This window comes from Staphylococcus epidermidis (assembly GCF_006742205.1).
Taxonomy (GTDB): Bacteria; Bacillota; Bacilli; order Staphylococcales; family Staphylococcaceae; genus Staphylococcus; species Staphylococcus epidermidis.
On the sequence record NZ_AP019721.1, the window covers coordinates 1,234,579 to 1,251,790 of the forward strand.

Genomic DNA, 17,212 nt, shown 5'->3' on the forward strand with positions numbered 1-17,212 from the left:
ATAGATTATAATTAGCACTTGAGATAAAAGAGTGCTAATGAGGTGAAAACATGATTACAAAAAGACAATTAAGCATCCTTAATGCTATTGTTGAAGATTATGTTGATTTTGGACAACCGATTGGATCTAAAACTCTAATTCATCGTCATCACTTGGATGTGAGTCCAGCTACCATTAGAAATGAAATGAAGCAACTTGAAGAAATGCATTTCATTGAGAAGACACACACATCTTCTGGAAGGGTGCCATCTGAATCAGGGATTAGATATTATGTCAATCGCCTTTTAGAACAAACATCTCATCAAAGTCAAAACAAAATTCAACGTTTAAATCAATTATTAATTGAGAATCATTATGATAGTTCGACTGCACTCACAAACTTTGCACACGAATTATCTATGAAATCTCAATATGCAACGTTGGTAGTCCGCCCTAATCATAAACAAGATGTTATAAATGATATACATCTTATTCGTGCTAACAACCATTTGATTATTTTAGTAATGGTATTTTCCTCTGGACATGTTGAAAATATACATTTTGTATCACATGCTCAACTAAATAATATTAATTTAAATAAAATAGCAAACTTTTTGACCGAACATTTCAGTTTTAATCGTAAAGTACTAACTCAAAACATTGAGTCTTACTTTAGTCAAAAAGAAGAGCTATTACTTGCAAATGAAGTAGTTGAGATGATAAATTTACAAATTGGTAATCAAAGTAATAGCATTTATATGGGTGGAAAGGTTAAACTTATTGATGCGTTAAATGAGTCCAACGTTTCATCTATTCAACCGATTCTTCAATATATAGAATCAAATAAAATAACTGAATTATTAGAAGATATATCAACATCTCAAATCAATGTCCGAATTGGTAAAGAGATTGATGATAGTTTAAGCGATATATCAATTGTGACTAGTCAGTATCATTTTGATGAGTCACTAAAAGGTCAAATTGCAGTAATCGGACCAACTGCAATGCATTATCAAAATGTAATTCAATTATTAAACCGTATATGGTAGTAATTGGAATTGTATTGGAGGTCAGACTATGTCAGAAAAAGATCAGTCAGTGAATAATACTGAGGAAGATTTCAATGTAGAAACTGAAGACAATCAGAATGATACAAATATTGAAAACTCAGTATCTAACACAGATAATAGTGAAGCTAATGCTAGCGATTCAGAAAATAATTCAGAAGAAAGTATCAAGGATGAAGAGTCAGAGTCTCAAGATACTAAAATTAAAGAATTAGAAAAGCTTGCAAATGACAATGAAGAAAAATATTTAAGATTATATGCTGAATTCGAAAATTATAAACGTCGAATTCAAAAAGAAAATCAAATTAATGCTACTTATAAAGCTCAAGGTGTTTTAACTGACATTTTACCGTCTATAGATAATATTGAGCGTGCACTACAAATTGAAGGTGATGATGAATCGTTCAAATCACTTCAAAAAGGAGTGCAGATGGTTCATGAAAGTTTACTAAGAGCTTTAAAAGACAATGGTCTTGAAGAAATTTTAGCTGAAGGTAAGGAATTCGATCCTAATTTACATCAAGCTGTCGTTCAAGATGACAATCCTGATTTTAAATCAGGAGAAGTTACTCAAGAATTACAAAAAGGATACAAACTTAAGGATCGTGTTTTAAGACCATCAATGGTAAAAGTAAATCAATAATTTGATTGAAAATACATTGAAATAAATAAAATGATTAAATTGGAGGAATTATATTATGGGTAAAGTAATTGGAATTGATTTAGGTACAACTAACTCTTGTGTTTCTATCTTAGAAGGAGATGAACCAAAAGTAATTCAAAACCCAGAAGGTGCACGTACTACACCATCAGTGGTTGCATTTAAAAATGGTGAAACTCAAGTGGGTGAAGTAGCAAAACGACAAGCTATCACAAACCCTAACACTGTACAATCTATTAAACGTCATATGGGTACAGATTATAAAGTAGATATTGAAGGTAAATCATATACACCACAAGAACTTTCAGCAATGATTTTACAAAATTTAAAAAGCACTGCAGAAAACTATTTAGGGGATACAGTAGACAAAGCTGTTATCACTGTCCCTGCTTATTTCAATGATGGTGAACGTCAAGCAACTAAAGATGCTGGTAAAATTGCAGGCTTAGAAGTTGAACGTATTATCAACGAACCTACAGCTGCTGCACTTGCTTATGGTTTAGATAAAACTGAAACAGATCAAAAGGTTCTCGTATTTGACTTAGGTGGGGGAACATTTGACGTATCTATTCTAGAGTTAGGCGACGGCGTATTTGAAGTATTATCAACTGCCGGAGATAATAAACTTGGTGGCGATGACTTCGACCAAGTGATTATTGATTATCTTGTTTCAGAATTCAAGAAAGAGAATGGTGTAGATTTATCACAAGATAAAATGGCATTACAAAGATTAAAAGATGCTGCCGAAAAAGCTAAAAAAGATTTATCAGGTGTTTCTCAAACTCAAATTTCATTACCATTCATTTCTGCTGGAGAAAATGGCCCATTACACTTAGAAATTAGTTTAACTCGTTCTAAATTTGAGGAATTAGCTGATTCATTAATCAAAAAAACTATGGAACCGACTCGTCAAGCATTAAAAGATGCTGGTTTATCTACTTCAGAAATAGATGAAGTTATTTTAGTTGGTGGTTCAACACGTATTCCGGCCGTTCAAGAAGCTGTTAAAAAAGAAATTGGGAAAGAACCACATAAAGGTGTTAACCCAGATGAAGTTGTAGCAATGGGTGCTGCTATTCAAGCTGGTGTAATCACAGGTGATGTTAAAGATGTAGTATTACTTGATGTTACGCCATTATCTTTAGGTATCGAAATTATGGGTGGACGTATGAACACATTAATTGAACGTAATACTACTATTCCAACTTCCAAATCACAAGTTTATTCTACAGCAGCTGACAATCAACCAGCAGTAGATATTCATGTATTACAAGGTGAACGTCCAATGGCATCTGACAACAAAACTTTAGGAAGATTCCAATTAACTGACATTCCACCTGCACCACGTGGTGTACCTCAAATCGAAGTAACATTTGATATCGATAAAAACGGTATTGTTAACGTTACAGCTAAAGATTTAGGTACTAATAAAGAACAAAACATTACAATACAATCAAGCTCATCTCTATCTGATGAAGAAATCGATCGCATGGTGAAAGATGCTGAAGAAAATGCTGAAGCAGATAAAAAACGTCGTGAAGAAGTAGACTTGCGAAACGAAGCAGATAGTCTAGTATTCCAAGTTGAAAAAACAGTTAAAGACTTAGGCGAAAATATTAGCGATGAAGATAAGAAAAATGCTGAAGAGAAAAAAGATGCACTTAAAACAGCATTAGAAGGTGAAGACATCGACGATATTAAAGCTAAAAAAGAAGAACTTGAAAAAGTAATTCAGGAATTATCTGCAAAAGTTTATGAACAAGCTCAACAAGCACAACAACAAGGCCAAGAAGAACAAGGTTCTCAAGATAGCACTGTTGAAGATGCAGACTTTAAAGAAGTTAAAGATGACGAAGATAAAAAATAAGTTTAGTATCTAACTTATAATTATCTATTAATTTTTAGTAAAAAAAGTCAAAGTCAATCGATCATTGACTTTGACTTTTTATTTGGATATTAAGAAACAATTAGATAAACTATTCTTGTTAAACGTATAAAAGGAGAGGTAATTATGGCCAAAAGAGACTATTATGAAGTCTTAGGCGTAAACAAAAGCGCTTCTAAAGACGAAATTAAAAAAGCTTATCGTAAATTATCAAAAAAATACCATCCAGATATAAATAAAGAAGAAGGCGCAGACGAAAAATTCAAAGAAATCTCCGAAGCATATGAAGTTTTAAGTGATGAAAACAAACGTGCAAATTATGATCAATTTGGTCATGACGGACCACAAGGCGGATTTGGAAGTCAAGGCTTTGGTGGCAGTGACTTTGGTGGATTTGAAGATATTTTCAGCTCATTCTTTGGTGGCGGTTCACGTCAAAGAGATCCTAATGCACCTCGCAAAGGTGATGACCTTCAATACACAATGACAATAACATTTGAAGAGGCTGTATTCGGGACAAAAAAAGAAATATCAATAAAAAAAGATGTAACATGTCATACATGTAACGGTGATGGGGCTAAACCTGGTACAAGTAAAAAAACTTGTAGCTATTGTAATGGCGCTGGTCGTGTTTCTGTTGAACAAAATACTATTTTGGGTAGAGTGAGAACTGAACAAGTTTGTCCTAAATGTGAAGGTAGTGGACAAGAATTTGAAGAACCATGTCCAACATGTAAAGGAAAAGGTACTGAAAATAAAACAGTTAAACTAGAAGTAACTGTTCCTGAAGGTGTAGATAACGAACAACAAGTTCGTTTAGCTGGAGAAGGTTCACCTGGTGTTAACGGAGGACCACATGGTGACCTATATGTGGTGTTCAGAGTTAAACCATCCAATACATTTGAACGTGATGGAGACGATATCTACTATAATCTAGATATTAGCTTTTCACAGGCTGCACTAGGTGATGAAATTAAGATACCTACATTAAAAAGTAATGTTGTTTTAACCATTCCGGCAGGTACACAAACGGGTAAACAATTCCGACTTAAAGATAAAGGTGTAAAGAATGTTCATGGTTATGGCTACGGGGACTTATTTGTCAACATAAAAGTGGTTACACCAACAAAATTAAATGACCGTCAAAAAGAATTATTAAAAGAATTTGCTGAAATTAATGGTGAAAATATAAATGAACAGTCCTCTAATTTCAAAGATAGAGCGAAAAGATTCTTTAAAGGAGAATAGTCAATGAATTGGATGGAACTCTCAATTGTAGTTAATCACGAAGTAGAATACGATGTTACAGAAATTCTTGAAAGTTATGGCTCTAATGGAGTTGTAATTGAAGATTCAAATATTTTAGAAGAACAACCTGTTGATAAGTTTGGAGAAATTTATGACTTAAACCCTGAAGACTATCCTGAAAAAGGAGTTCGATTAAAAGCTTACTTTAATGAGTTCACTTATAATGAAAACTTAAAATCTAACATCAATTATGAAATATTAAGTCTTCAGCAAATTGATAAAACAATTTATGATTACCAGGAAAAACTTATTGCCGAAGTAGATTGGGAAAATGAATGGAAGAATTATTTTCATCCATTTAGAGCTTCAAAACAATTTACGATAGTACCAAGTTGGGAATCATATGTTAAAGAAAATGATAACGAATTGTGCATTGAATTAGATCCAGGTATGGCTTTTGGAACAGGTGATCATCCAACGACAAGTATGTGTTTAAAAGCAATTGAAACTTTTGTAAAACCAACTGATTCAGTTATCGACGTTGGAACAGGGTCAGGCATTTTAAGTATTGCTAGTCATTTACTTGGAGTTCAAAGAATAAAGGCATTAGATATAGATGAAATGGCTGTAAATGTGGCAAAAGAAAACTTTAAGAAAAATCATTGTGATGATGCAATTGAAGCAGTTCCAGGTAATTTATTAAAAAATGAAAATGAGAAATTTAATATCGTTATTGCAAATATTCTTGCTCATATTATTGAAGAAATGATTGAAGATACTTATAATACTTTAATTGAAGATGGTTATTTTATCACATCAGGTATTATTGAAGAAAAGTATCAAGATATAGAATCACAAATGAAGCGTATTGGTTTCAAAATTATTTCAGTAGAACATGACAATGGCTGGGTTTGTATAGTTGGTCAGAAAGTGAGTGGATAATTTGCAAAGATATTTTATGAATCAAAGCGCTGATGAAAATCAGTGCTTTTTTATTGAAAACAAAGAAGACTATCATCATATCGTGAATGTTATGCGCTATAAAGAAGGACAAAATATTATTGTCACTTTTTCAGATGAAAATGTATTCAAATGTAAAATTATTTCAATAAACGATCAATCGATTGAAATTAAATTAGTAGAAAAGCAACAAATTAACACTGAACTACCTCAGAACATTACAATATGTAGTGGTTTAATCAAAGCAGACAAATATGAATGGATGATACAAAAAGCAACTGAAATGGGGGCAAATGAGTTTATAGCTGTAGCCATGGAACGTTCTGTGGTCAAGCTCAATGATTCTAAAGTAGAAAAGAAATTATCGAGATGGCAAAAAATTATAAAGGAAGCTGCAGAACAAAGTTATCGTTTAACAATACCAAATATAAAATTTAAGTCGAATTTAAAAGAAATTTATGGTATGATAAGTCAATATGACTATGTTCTTATAGCATATGAAGAACAAGCAAAGCACGGTGAATTAAGTCAATTTAAGCAAACAATTAAACAATTTAAGACACAGGATCGTGTTTTAATCATATTTGGACCTGAAGGTGGGCTATCAGATAGTGAAATTTCATTATTCGGTGATGTAAGTACTATAGTTGGATTAGGTCCACGTATCTTGCGTGCTGAAACTGCACCTCTTTACGCTTTAAGTGCAGTAAGTTATGAAAAAGAATTATTGGGGTGAAGATTATGTCAACAGTTGCGTTTCACACATTAGGTTGTAAAGTAAACCATTACGAAACTGAAGCAATTTGGCAATTATTTAAAGATGCAAATTATGAAAGAGTAGAATTTGAAACAAATGCTGATGTATTTGTTATTAATACATGTACGGTGACAAATACAGGGGATAAAAAAAGTCGTCAGATAATAAGAAGAGCTATTAGACAAAATCCTGATGCAGTCGTTTGTGTAACTGGGTGTTACGCACAAACATCATCTGCCGAAATTATGGAAATCCCTGGTGTTGACATCGTTGTAGGTACTCAAGACCGACATAAATTGTTAGACTATATACAACAATTTCAGGACGAGAGACAACCTATTAATGGTGTAGGCAATATCATGAAAAATAGAACTTATGAAGAATTAGAAGTTCCTTACTTTACTGATAGAACACGTGCTTCATTAAAAATACAGGAAGGCTGCAATAATTTTTGCACGTTCTGTATTATCCCGTGGGCACGTGGATTGATGCGTTCTAGAGATCCAGAAAAAGTAGTAGAACAAGCTACTCAACTTGTTAACTCTGGTTATAAGGAGATTGTATTAACAGGTATTCACACTGGTGGTTATGGGCAAGACCTTAAAAATTATAATCTAGCACAATTGCTAAGAGATTTAGATACTATTGAAGGGCTTGAACGTATACGTATTTCTTCTATTGAAGCAAGTCAACTTACTGATGAAGTTATTGATGTCATTGGAAACTCAAATAAGGTGGTACGTCATTTACATATACCGCTACAATCTGGGTCTGATGATGTGTTAAAACGTATGAGACGTAAATATACCATGGCACATTTTTCAGAAAGATTGACAAAATTACATCAAGCATTACCTGATTTAGCAGTTACTAGTGATGTAATCGTTGGTTTCCCTGGAGAATCTGAAGATGAATTCCAAGAAACTTACGATTTCATCGTAAATCATCATTTTTCAGAGTTACACGTATTCCCTTATTCTCCTAGAATAGGAACGCCTGCTGCAAGAATGGACAATCAAATTGATGAAGAAACAAAAAATGTTCGTGTACACAAACTAATTAGTCTAAGTAATCAATTAGCCAAAGAATATGCTTCTAAATTTGAAGATGAAGTTTTAGAAGTTATACCTGAAGAAATGGGTGAAGAACCACATACACTTGTTGGCTATGCTGACAATTATATGAAGGTAAGATTTGAAGGAGATGACTCATTAATAGGTCAAATAGTAAAGGTCAAGATAGTTAAAGCCAATTATCCAATTAATGAAGGCAAAGCAATACGTGTTGTTAAACATGCAACGAATCAATCTGAAAAAGAAGTACTTGTTTAATTAATAAAAAATTGTAAATTTTACTGATTGACCGTCATTTAGAGTTATATTATACTAATAACTGCATAGTTTTACTATGCAATGACTATAAAGTTCCGTTGATATTTGGAGGGAGGGAAATACAGATGTCTAAAACAGTAGTACGTAAAAATGAATCACTAGAAGATGCTTTACGTAGATTTAAACGTTCAGTATCAAAAAGTGGAACTATTCAAGAAGTACGTAAACGTGAATTTTACGAAAAACCAAGCGTAAAACGTAAAAAGAAATCTGAAGCTGCACGTAAACGTAAGTTCAAATAATTAATAGCTCTGTTGACTCCCTCAACAAGAATGTTAATTATATATTAGGACAGAATTTGAATTGAATTCACTGTTCTATCGAAAAATGAAGACTAGAACTGATTTATTTGTTTTTAACTTATTTCAGTTCTGGTCTTTAATTGTTAATAAGTAAAAAACTTGGGACAATGTCCCAAATATCGAAAAAAACACTTTCGTTGAATTCATATTAAAATTGATTCATGCGAAAGTGTTTTTCTATTAAAAGGAAATCTTATTCAATAGAAACAAAATATCAAGTAGTTGAAATGAAAGTAGATGAGTATAATTTAAAACAATTATGGAACCATTGAATATTCAAAATCATACACAAGTTAAGTATTGTTGGCGATGATATAAAAATATTATAAGCTACACATTTTCTCAACATACTAGAAAATATCAGAAAAGATATAGAATTGGAGATTAAAAGAGTATAAGGTAATGAAAAAACGGTATCAGCAAAAATGATTGAATTAGTGGAGCACTTAAAACTAAAATATCTATCCAAACTGATAATAAAAGTATTGTGCATATCTAAATTACCATAATACTATGATAGAAAGTTTCCATTCTTTTCAAGCGTGTGTTATTAATTATGCTCAGTTTTTTATTTTTATGCCCCGACTTCACGCTTGTACCTATAACAAACTGTTGTAACTAAATCTAAATGCGTTTGAGTAATAGTTAAAATGCTTTGATTTTATATTGTCTAATATTGCGTTTTTATTTTACTAAATTAACATACTATTTTTATTATAGATAAGTAAATGACTATATGATATGTTTCATTTCATGTATAATTATTTTGAGGGCGAGGTGAAAAAATGGATAACTTACATCTAATACATATGCTATTTATGGCAAAACCTTTAAATGGAATGAATTGGGTTGAAAACCTTGCACAGTTTATCACTCAACCTTTTGTTTCTCTTATTTTCACTTGTATTATATTTATTGGCTTTTTATACCAACTATATTCAAAGCGCATAAACTTAATGGGAATAATAGCATTACTTGCTTTACTACTTTTATTTTTAGCATTCCTAATTAATGGCGATGTCAATGTGATGTCAGTATTACTGTTTACAATTGGCCTCATACTACTGATTGTTGAATTATTTGTTATAGGCGCTGTAATAGGTATTATTGGTATTATTCTAATAACACTAAGTATTATTATACTTGGTGACAATATTTTATTAATGCTTGGAAATGTTATAGTTGCATTAATATTATCAATTGTAGAATGGGTGATTTTAGTGAAAATATTCAATAGAAAAATTCCATTTTTAGATAAAGTTATTTTAAAGGATTCAACAAATTCTGAAGCAGGTTATCGTTCACATGACGACCGCTCTCATCTTGTAGGAAAAACTGCACATACTGTTACCGATTTAAGACCAGCAGGAATTATAACTTGTGACAATGATCGAATAGACGCAGTATCTGATGGATCATTTATTTTACGTAATCGACAAGTTAAGATTCTTGAAGTTGAAGGTACACGTGTTGTTGTTAGAGAAATCGAAAAATAAAAAGGAGCGATTTAATGTTTAGTATTGGTTTTATAATCATTGCAGTCATTATAGTAGTTGCACTACTCATTCTGTTTTCATTTGTTCCGGTCGGATTATGGATTTCAGCACTAGCTGCTGGAGTACATGTTGGAATAGGCACACTTGTGGGGATGCGTTTAAGACGGGTTTCACCAAGAAAAGTTATCGCACCTCTGATCAAAGCGCATAAAGCTGGTTTAAACTTAACTACAAATCAACTTGAGTCTCATTACCTAGCAGGCGGTAATGTTGATCGTGTTGTAGATGCAAACATTGCAGCACAACGAGCAGATATCGACTTACCATTTGAGCGAGGCGCTGCCATTGATTTAGCAGGTAGAGATGTATTAGAAGCAGTACAAATGTCAGTTAATCCAAAAGTTATTGAAACGCCATTTATTGCAGGTGTAGCGATGAATGGTATCGAAGTTAAGGCGAAAGCTCGTATTACCGTACGCGCTAACATAGCAAGACTTGTTGGTGGTGCTGGTGAAGAAACAATCATTGCTAGGGTCGGAGAAGGTATAGTATCTACAATTGGTTCTAGTGAGCATCATACAGAAGTGCTCGAGAATCCAGATAATATCTCAAAAACAGTACTAAGTAAAGGTTTGGACTCTGGAACTGCATTCGAAATTCTATCTATCGATATTGCCGATGTTGATATTAGCAAAAACATCGGTGCTGATTTACAAACAGAACAAGCACTTGCTGATAAGAACATTGCACAAGCTAAAGCAGAAGAACGTCGCGCAATGGCTGTTGCTTCTGAACAAGAAATGAAAGCGCGTGTTCAAGAAATGAGAGCTAAAGTTGTTGAAGCTGAATCCGAAGTGCCTTTAGCTATGGCGGAAGCATTAAGATCAGGCAATATTGGAGTTAAAGATTATTATAACCTTAAAAATATTGAAGCGGATACAGGTATGAGAAATGCAATAAATAAGCGCACTGATCAAAACGATGATGAATCACCACAACAATAATGAAGAGGTGATAAGATGAATATTGGCATTATCATTTTCATCATATCTGTGATAATTACAGGTGTTAGCGCATTACGAGATAAAAGTCACGAGGACAGACAAAATCAAAGACCCAATCAAAAAACCTCAAACGAGCAACATCAAGAAGGTGGTTTCTTTGAAAAATTAGAAAAAACTTTTCAAGAAATTAGTGACGAATTAAATGATGAACCTGAAAAAAAACAGAGTAAACCTTTTGAAACTTCATTACCACCACTGAACGAAGATTGGAATGAAAATGAAAAGAAAAAAACATCACATCATAAAGAAAAACAAAATACTTCACAATCCAAACGTCAAACAACGTCTACTCATGAACATCAAAATATCCCTCAGCCAGATAAAACAACATCAAGAGATGATAATTATGAAAAACTTAAGCAAGAACTTGAACAAGATGTAACTAAAAATTTAATTGACGTACGTAAAGAAATTGATAAAGAAAAAGAAAAGCAACTTGTTATGATTGAGAGGAAAGCTCAAGACATTATCAACGATAAATATCTTTCAGAAAGAACAAAACGATATAGAATAAAACAACTACTAAATTCTAGGAATGTTGAGAAAAACATGTCGCGCTCTGCTTTTCAATATGATAGTGATGAAGTTATTAATGGTATTATTTGGTCAGAAATTTTAAATAAACCAAAACAGCTTTAATTATTTTTTTCAAACATTAATTTAAATATTTAAGCATATAAGAGAGTATATTGTAATTTATTACGGTATACTCTCTTTTTAGTTTGTCTAAAAACACGTATTTTAGTAAAATTTAATTAAGATTTAAAATGAATTTTAGCTATGAATGATAATAAGAGTTTAATTCAACATTTATTTATAGCAAGCATGATACAATATTGATGTATCAAGCTAAAATTTATATTATGAAATTTATCTCATGTTGATGAAACATTAAATTTACGTAACTTGAAAAGGAGCGCGTTTATGCCAGGAATAATTCAAATTGACGATATTAATCAATCTCAAGCTTTAATAGGAAATAACGATGAAAACCTAAAAGCGATTGAAGCACATTTTAATGTCGTAATACATGCTAGAGGTCAAGAAATTGCTGTTAAAGGTGAAAAAATAGAGCATGTTGAAAAAGCAGAATTAGTTCTAAAGAATTTACTTAAAGTAATTGAATTAGGTAATACAATTACGCTTAAAGATGTAGAAGCTGCTATAAAAATGGCCGACAATAATACAATTCATCATTTATTAGATTTATACGATGAAGAAATTACAAAAGATGCTTATGGTAAAACAATTCGTGCTAAGACTATGGGACAACGTATATATATTAATGCTATGAAACGTAATGATTTAGTATTTGGCATTGGTCCAGCTGGAACTGGTAAAACCTTTTTAGCAGTCGTATATGCGGCTAAACAACTACGTAAAGGATCTGTTAAGCGTATTGTTCTAACGAGACCTGCTGTTGAAGCAGGTGAATCTCTAGGATTTCTACCAGGCGATTTAAAAGAAAAAGTAGATCCATATTTAAGACCTCTTTACGATGGGTTAAATACTGTTTTAGGTAGAGAGCAAACTCAAAGACTCATCGAACGAGGTGTAATAGAAATTGCGCCATTAGCATATATGAGAGGTAGAACCCTAGATGATGCATTTGTTATATTAGATGAAGCTCAAAATACGACACATGCACAAATGAAAATGTTTCTTACCCGCTTAGGATTTGGATCAAAAATGGTTGTCACTGGTGATCAAACTCAAATCGATTTACCAAAAGGTGTAAAAAGTGGTTTGAAAGAAGCGGTAAAAAAACTAAGTGGTGTCAGCGGCATAAGTATCATGAAAATGGATCAAAGTGATGTAGTTAGACATCCACTTGTAAGTAAAATTATTAATCGTTATGAAGGAGTTGAATAAATGTTTACTATAGATTTTAGTGACCATACAGGTCTAGTAGAAACGTCTTGGTTTGACCAAATAGATCAATTATTAACATTCGCTAAGAAGAAAGAAAATATTCATAATGATGCCGAATTGTCAGTAACTTTTGTAGATAAAGATGAAATTCAAAATATAAATAAAGTATATCGCGACAAAGATAAAGTTACTGATGTCATCTCATTTGCTCTAGAAGAAGATGAACCAGAAATAGATTTCAATGACTTTGATATACCACGTGTTCTAGGTGATATTATTATATGTACAGATGTTGCCAAAGAACAATCAGAAAGCTACGGACACTCATTTGAGCGTGAATTAGGATTTTTAGCATTACATGGCTTTTTACATTTGCTAGGATATGATCATATGAATGATAATGATGAAAAAGAAATGTTTGGTCGACAAGATGCTATACTAAACGAATTTGGTCTAACTAGAAATTAATATGAAACGTTTTAAATATGCATATGAGGGTTTTTGCGCAATTTTAAAAAAAGACCAAAATTTCTTATTACACATTTTAGCGGCCATAATTATTATCATATTAGGATTTGTGTTAAATATTGATCGTATAGATTGGATATTAATCATCGTAGCTATAGGACTTGTTTTAAGTTTTGAAGCTATTAATACCTCAATTGAATTTGTTGTTGACCTAATTACAACTGACTATCATGAATATGCAAAATACGCTAAAGATATAGCTGCGTTTAGTGTTGTCATCGTTTCAATCGTTTCAATATGTATTGGGTTAATCGTTTTTTTACCATATATATTAGAAATATTTAAGGGAGGAATGTAATGAGTTATCAATCACACTACTTTAAAGAAGTCCGAGAGGCACAAAAAAATGCTTACGCACCATACAGTAACTTTAAAGTTGGTGCTTATTTAAAGACGAAAGATGGTCGATGTTTTTATGGAGCAAATGTTGAGAACGCTGCATATCCGATGGGAATATGTGCAGAAAGATCAAGTTTAGTAAGCGCTATATCAGAAGGTTATCAACCAGGTGATTTTGAATCCATTACAGTTACTGTCGATGCTGATAAACCATCATCCCCATGTGGCGCATGTCGCCAGGTGATGATGGAACTTTGTGATAAAGATATGCCTGTATATATGACCAATCAAAACGGAGATATGATAGAAGCTACAGTTGATGAATTATTACCATTAGGATTTTCTGGAAAGGATTTAAATTAATGACAGAACATAAATCAGGATTTGTTTCAATTATCGGTAGACCTAATGTAGGTAAATCTACCTTTGTAAACAGAGTAATAGGACATAAAATTGCTATTATGTCAGATAAAGCTCAGACGACTAGAAATAAAATACAAGGTGTGATGACAAGAGATGATGCTCAAATCATCTTTATCGATACACCTGGTATCCATAAGCCTAAACATAAATTGGGAGATTACATGATGAGAGTAGCTAAAAACACACTTTCTGAAATTGATGCTATTATGTTTATGGTTAATGTAAATGAAGATATAGGTAGAGGAGACGAGTATATAATGGAAATGCTAAAAAACGTCAAAACACCTATATTTTTAGTTTTAAATAAAATTGATTTGGTTCATCCAGATACATTGATGCCAAAAATTGAACAATATCAGTCATATATGGATTTTACAGACATAATTCCAATTTCTGCTTTAGAAGGGTTGAATGTTGATCATTTTATTGATGTATTAAAATCTTTTTTACCAGAAGGGCCTAAATATTATCCTGACAATCAAATTTCAGACCATCCTGAGCAATTTGTGGTGAGTGAAATCATTAGAGAAAAAATTCTACATTTGACTAGTGAAGAAATTCCACATGCAATTGGTGTCAATGTCGATCGTATGATTAAAGAGGATGAAGATAGAGTACGTATTGAGGCGACAATTTATGTTGAAAGAGATTCACAAAAAGGTATAGTAATAGGTAAAGGTGGTAAAAAGCTTAAAGAAGTGGGTAAACGTGCACGTAGAGATATCGAGATGTTACTTGGCTCGAAAGTTTATCTTGAATTATGGGTGAAAGTACAACGTGATTGGAGAAATAAGGTTAATTTTATAAGACAAATTGGATATGTTGAAGATCAAGATTAATCAATAGAAGGTTGGTGATCAACTGATGCTAATGAAACAAAAGGGCATCATTATCAAATCTGTTGATTATGGTGAATCAGACAAAATTATTACAATTTTAAATGAATACGGAGCTAAAATACCACTAATGGCCAGACGAGCAAAAAAAGTTAAGTCTGGACTTCAAGCAAATACACAGCTTTTCGTATATGGCTTATTTATATATAATAAATGGCGAGGCATGGGAACACTAAATTCTGTTGATGTGATTAATCAACATTATGAACTCCAACTCGACTTATTTGAAAGTAGCTATGCATCTTTATGTGCTGAAACAATTGACCGATCAATGGAAGAGAATGAGGTTTCAAAATATAATTATGACTTACTTCAATTTGTTCTTTCCAAAATTAACGAAGGAACCCCTGCACAATTAATGTCTGTAATCGTCTTATTAAAAAATATGTCTAAATTTGGATTCACAGCTTCATTTGATCACTGTGCAATTACCGGCATTCAAGATCAATCAAAACTTATAGCGTATAGTTTTAAATTTGACGGTGCTATTTCAGAATCTGCATTATATCAGGATCAACATGCTTTTCATCTCTCTAATCGCACCTTATATCTTCTTAATATCCTGCAGCAATTACCTATAAGTAAGATGAATCATTTAAATATTCAGCAAGACATATTAAATGAAATGTCTGAACTACTTATCATGCTTTATCGTGAGTATGCTGGTATGTTTTTTAAAAGTCAAAAATTAATAAATCAATTAAATAGATTAGAAAAAGATTCATTGTAAAAAGATTTCTATTATAATGAAAGATCTTAAAATAAATTTATCAATAAAAAGCTCCTATCTTTTGTTGTTAAAACTTAAGATAGGAGCTTTATTCGTATTCAAAATTTTTACTTATAACTAAATAGTAAACTAAAATTTAACTTTCTCAGCTAAAAATGTTTCAAGTTCTGATATTGGCATACGTACTTGTTCCATACTATCTCTGTCACGCACTGTTACTTGGTTGTCCTCTAATGAATCAAAATCAAAAGTAATACAATATGGTGTACCTATTTCATCTTGACGACGATAACGTTTACCAATAGATTGTGATTCATCAAAGTCTATTGCAAAGCTAGAGCTTAGTTGTTCAAAAATTTTAATAGCTTCACTTGATAATTTTTTACTTAATGGTAATACTGCCGCTTTATATGGTGCTAAAGCAGGGTGGAAGTGCATAACTGTACGTGCATCTTTACTACCTTCAACACCTTCTTCAGCATACGCGTCACATAAAAATGCTAAAGTCACACGATCTGCACCAAGAGATGGTTCAATACAATAAGGAATGTATTTTTCGTTTGTTTCAGGATCGTGATATTTAAAATCTTCACCTGAATGTTCACTATGTTGTCTTAAATCATAGTCTGTACGACTCGCAATACCCCATAATTCACCCCAACCAAATGGGAATTTATATTCAATATCAGTAGTAGCATTGGAATAGTGTGATAATTCATCTTCATCATGATCTCTAAGGCGCATATTGTCTTCTGAGATGTTTAAATCTGTTAACCATTCACTTGCAAAAGTTTTCCAATAATTTTGCCACTCAATTTCTTCGCCAGGTTTACAGAAGAATTCAAGTTCCATTTGTTCGAATTCTCTTGTTCTGAAAATAAAGTTTCCTGGTGTGATTTCATTACGGAATGATTTACCAATTTGACCAATACCAAAAGGTAATTTTTTACGCATAGAACGTTGAACATTTTTATAGTTCACAAAAATACCTTGAGCTGTTTCAGGTCGTAAAAATAATTCATTAGTAGAATCTTCAGTAACACCTTGGAAAGTCTTGAACATAAGATTAAATTGACGGATATCGGTCCAGTTTGCAGTCTTACTGACCGGACAAACAATTCCTTCATCATCTATAATTTTTTTCATCTCATCAAAACTTAAGCCATCTGCTATAAAGTTTTCGTCACCTTTTTCATTTTGCATATAATCTTCGATTAATTTATCTGCACGATAACGAATTTTACTGTCCTTATTATCAATCATAGGATCATTAAAATTTCCTAAATGTCCTGATGCTTCCCATGTTTTTGGATTCATAAGAATCGCAGCATCAATACCCACATTGTAAGGTGATTGCGTAATAAATTTTTGCCACCAAGCTTTTTTAATATTATTTTTTAATTCAACACCTAACGGACCATAATCCCATGTATTCGATAATCCACCATAAATATCACTACCAGGGAATACAAATCCTCTATGCTTCGCAAGTTGTACAATTGTATCCATATTTTTAACCATAAAAGCCTCTCCTTATACATAAAAACGCCCCAAGACAATACACATAGATTATGCAATATTATCTTGGGACGAGTTTAAATTATTTAAAACACA

At 32.2% G+C, this 17,212-nt stretch carries 18 protein-coding genes; 17 read left to right on the plus strand and 1 reads right to left on the minus strand.

Translation table 11 applies throughout. The annotated features are described in order from the left end of the window. Positions 1 to 50: 50 nt before the first annotated feature. The 17 genes from hrcA (at position 51) to recO (ending at position 15,598) form a co-directional block, all read left to right on the plus strand. On the plus strand, positions 51 to 1,028 hold the full coding sequence (hrcA, locus tag FNL83_RS06140) for a heat-inducible transcriptional repressor HrcA (RefSeq protein WP_001831038.1): 978 nt from the start codon (positions 51 to 53) through the stop codon (positions 1,026 to 1,028). A gap of 28 nt (positions 1,029 to 1,056) precedes the next feature. Beyond that, positions 1,057 to 1,689, plus strand: a complete 633-nt coding sequence (gene grpE / locus FNL83_RS06145) for a nucleotide exchange factor GrpE (protein WP_001831117.1) — start codon at positions 1,057 to 1,059, stop codon at positions 1,687 to 1,689. Between the two features lie 55 nt (positions 1,690 to 1,744). Further along, on the plus strand, positions 1,745 to 3,574 hold the full coding sequence (gene dnaK, locus FNL83_RS06150; RefSeq protein WP_001831007.1) for a molecular chaperone DnaK: 1,830 nt from the start codon (positions 1,745 to 1,747) through the stop codon (positions 3,572 to 3,574). Positions 3,575 to 3,718: 144 nt separating this feature from the next. After that, a complete protein-coding gene (gene dnaJ, locus FNL83_RS06155; RefSeq protein ID WP_001830934.1) occupies positions 3,719 to 4,840 on the plus strand; it encodes a molecular chaperone DnaJ in 1,122 nt (373 codons plus the stop codon). A gap of 3 nt (positions 4,841 to 4,843) precedes the next feature. Continuing rightward, a complete protein-coding gene (gene prmA / locus FNL83_RS06160) occupies positions 4,844 to 5,782 on the plus strand; it encodes a 50S ribosomal protein L11 methyltransferase (RefSeq protein ID WP_001831256.1) in 939 nt (312 codons plus the stop codon). 1 nt (position 5,783) lies between these two features. Continuing rightward, on the plus strand, positions 5,784 to 6,536 hold the full coding sequence (locus tag FNL83_RS06165) for a 16S rRNA (uracil(1498)-N(3))-methyltransferase (protein WP_002456176.1): 753 nt from the start codon (positions 5,784 to 5,786) through the stop codon (positions 6,534 to 6,536). Between the two features lie 5 nt (positions 6,537 to 6,541). Then, the gene (gene mtaB, locus FNL83_RS06170; protein ID WP_001831098.1) at positions 6,542 to 7,888 is read left to right on the plus strand and encodes a tRNA (N(6)-L-threonylcarbamoyladenosine(37)-C(2))-methylthiotransferase MtaB; all 1,347 of its coding nucleotides are present in this window, start codon (positions 6,542 to 6,544) and stop codon (positions 7,886 to 7,888) included. Between the two features lie 125 nt (positions 7,889 to 8,013). After that, positions 8,014 to 8,190, plus strand: coding sequence for a 30S ribosomal protein S21 (rpsU, locus tag FNL83_RS06175; protein WP_000048060.1), 177 nt, complete (start codon positions 8,014 to 8,016; stop codon positions 8,188 to 8,190). A gap of 845 nt (positions 8,191 to 9,035) precedes the next feature. Next, positions 9,036 to 9,746 (plus strand): NfeD family protein, encoded by a 711-nt coding sequence (locus FNL83_RS06180; RefSeq protein WP_001831053.1) that lies wholly within the window; start codon positions 9,036 to 9,038, stop codon positions 9,744 to 9,746. Positions 9,747 to 9,760: 14 nt separating this feature from the next. Further along, positions 9,761 to 10,750: a flotillin-like protein FloA gene (gene floA / locus FNL83_RS06185; protein WP_001830989.1), complete on the plus strand. Its 990-nt coding sequence runs from the start codon at positions 9,761 to 9,763 to the stop codon at positions 10,748 to 10,750. Positions 10,751 to 10,765: 15 nt separating this feature from the next. After that, a complete protein-coding gene (locus tag FNL83_RS06190) occupies positions 10,766 to 11,449 on the plus strand; it encodes a hypothetical protein (protein WP_002456484.1) in 684 nt (227 codons plus the stop codon). A gap of 285 nt (positions 11,450 to 11,734) precedes the next feature. Then, positions 11,735 to 12,682, plus strand: coding sequence for a PhoH family protein (locus tag FNL83_RS06195; RefSeq protein ID WP_001831049.1), 948 nt, complete (start codon positions 11,735 to 11,737; stop codon positions 12,680 to 12,682). Continuing rightward, entirely contained in the window at positions 12,683 to 13,150 is a 468-nt protein-coding gene (gene ybeY / locus FNL83_RS06200; protein ID WP_001831142.1) for an rRNA maturation RNase YbeY, read from the plus strand. It begins immediately after the preceding gene. 1 nt (position 13,151) lies between these two features. Next, positions 13,152 to 13,508 carry a diacylglycerol kinase family protein gene (locus tag FNL83_RS06205; RefSeq protein ID WP_001831257.1) on the plus strand — a complete coding sequence of 119 codons (357 nt, stop codon included), beginning with the start codon at positions 13,152 to 13,154 and terminating at the stop codon, positions 13,506 to 13,508. Then, positions 13,508 to 13,912: a cytidine deaminase gene (cdd, locus tag FNL83_RS06210; protein WP_001830967.1), complete on the plus strand. Its 405-nt coding sequence runs from the start codon at positions 13,508 to 13,510 to the stop codon at positions 13,910 to 13,912. The genes FNL83_RS06205 and cdd overlap by 1 nt, the downstream gene beginning before the upstream one ends. Next, entirely contained in the window at positions 13,912 to 14,811 is a 900-nt protein-coding gene (gene era / locus FNL83_RS06215) for a GTPase Era (protein WP_001831081.1), read from the plus strand. Before cdd ends, era begins: the two co-directional genes overlap by 1 nt. 25 nt (positions 14,812 to 14,836) lie before the next feature. Then, positions 14,837 to 15,598, plus strand: coding sequence for a DNA repair protein RecO (gene recO, locus FNL83_RS06220; protein WP_001830983.1), 762 nt, complete (start codon positions 14,837 to 14,839; stop codon positions 15,596 to 15,598). Between the two features lie 129 nt (positions 15,599 to 15,727). On the opposite strand, the gene FNL83_RS06225 is transcribed toward recO, so the two are convergent. Further along, the gene (locus FNL83_RS06225) at positions 15,728 to 17,119 is read right to left on the minus strand and encodes a glycine--tRNA ligase (protein ID WP_002456487.1); all 1,392 of its coding nucleotides are present in this window, start codon (positions 17,117 to 17,119) and stop codon (positions 15,728 to 15,730) included. Positions 17,120 to 17,212 lie beyond the last annotated feature (93 nt).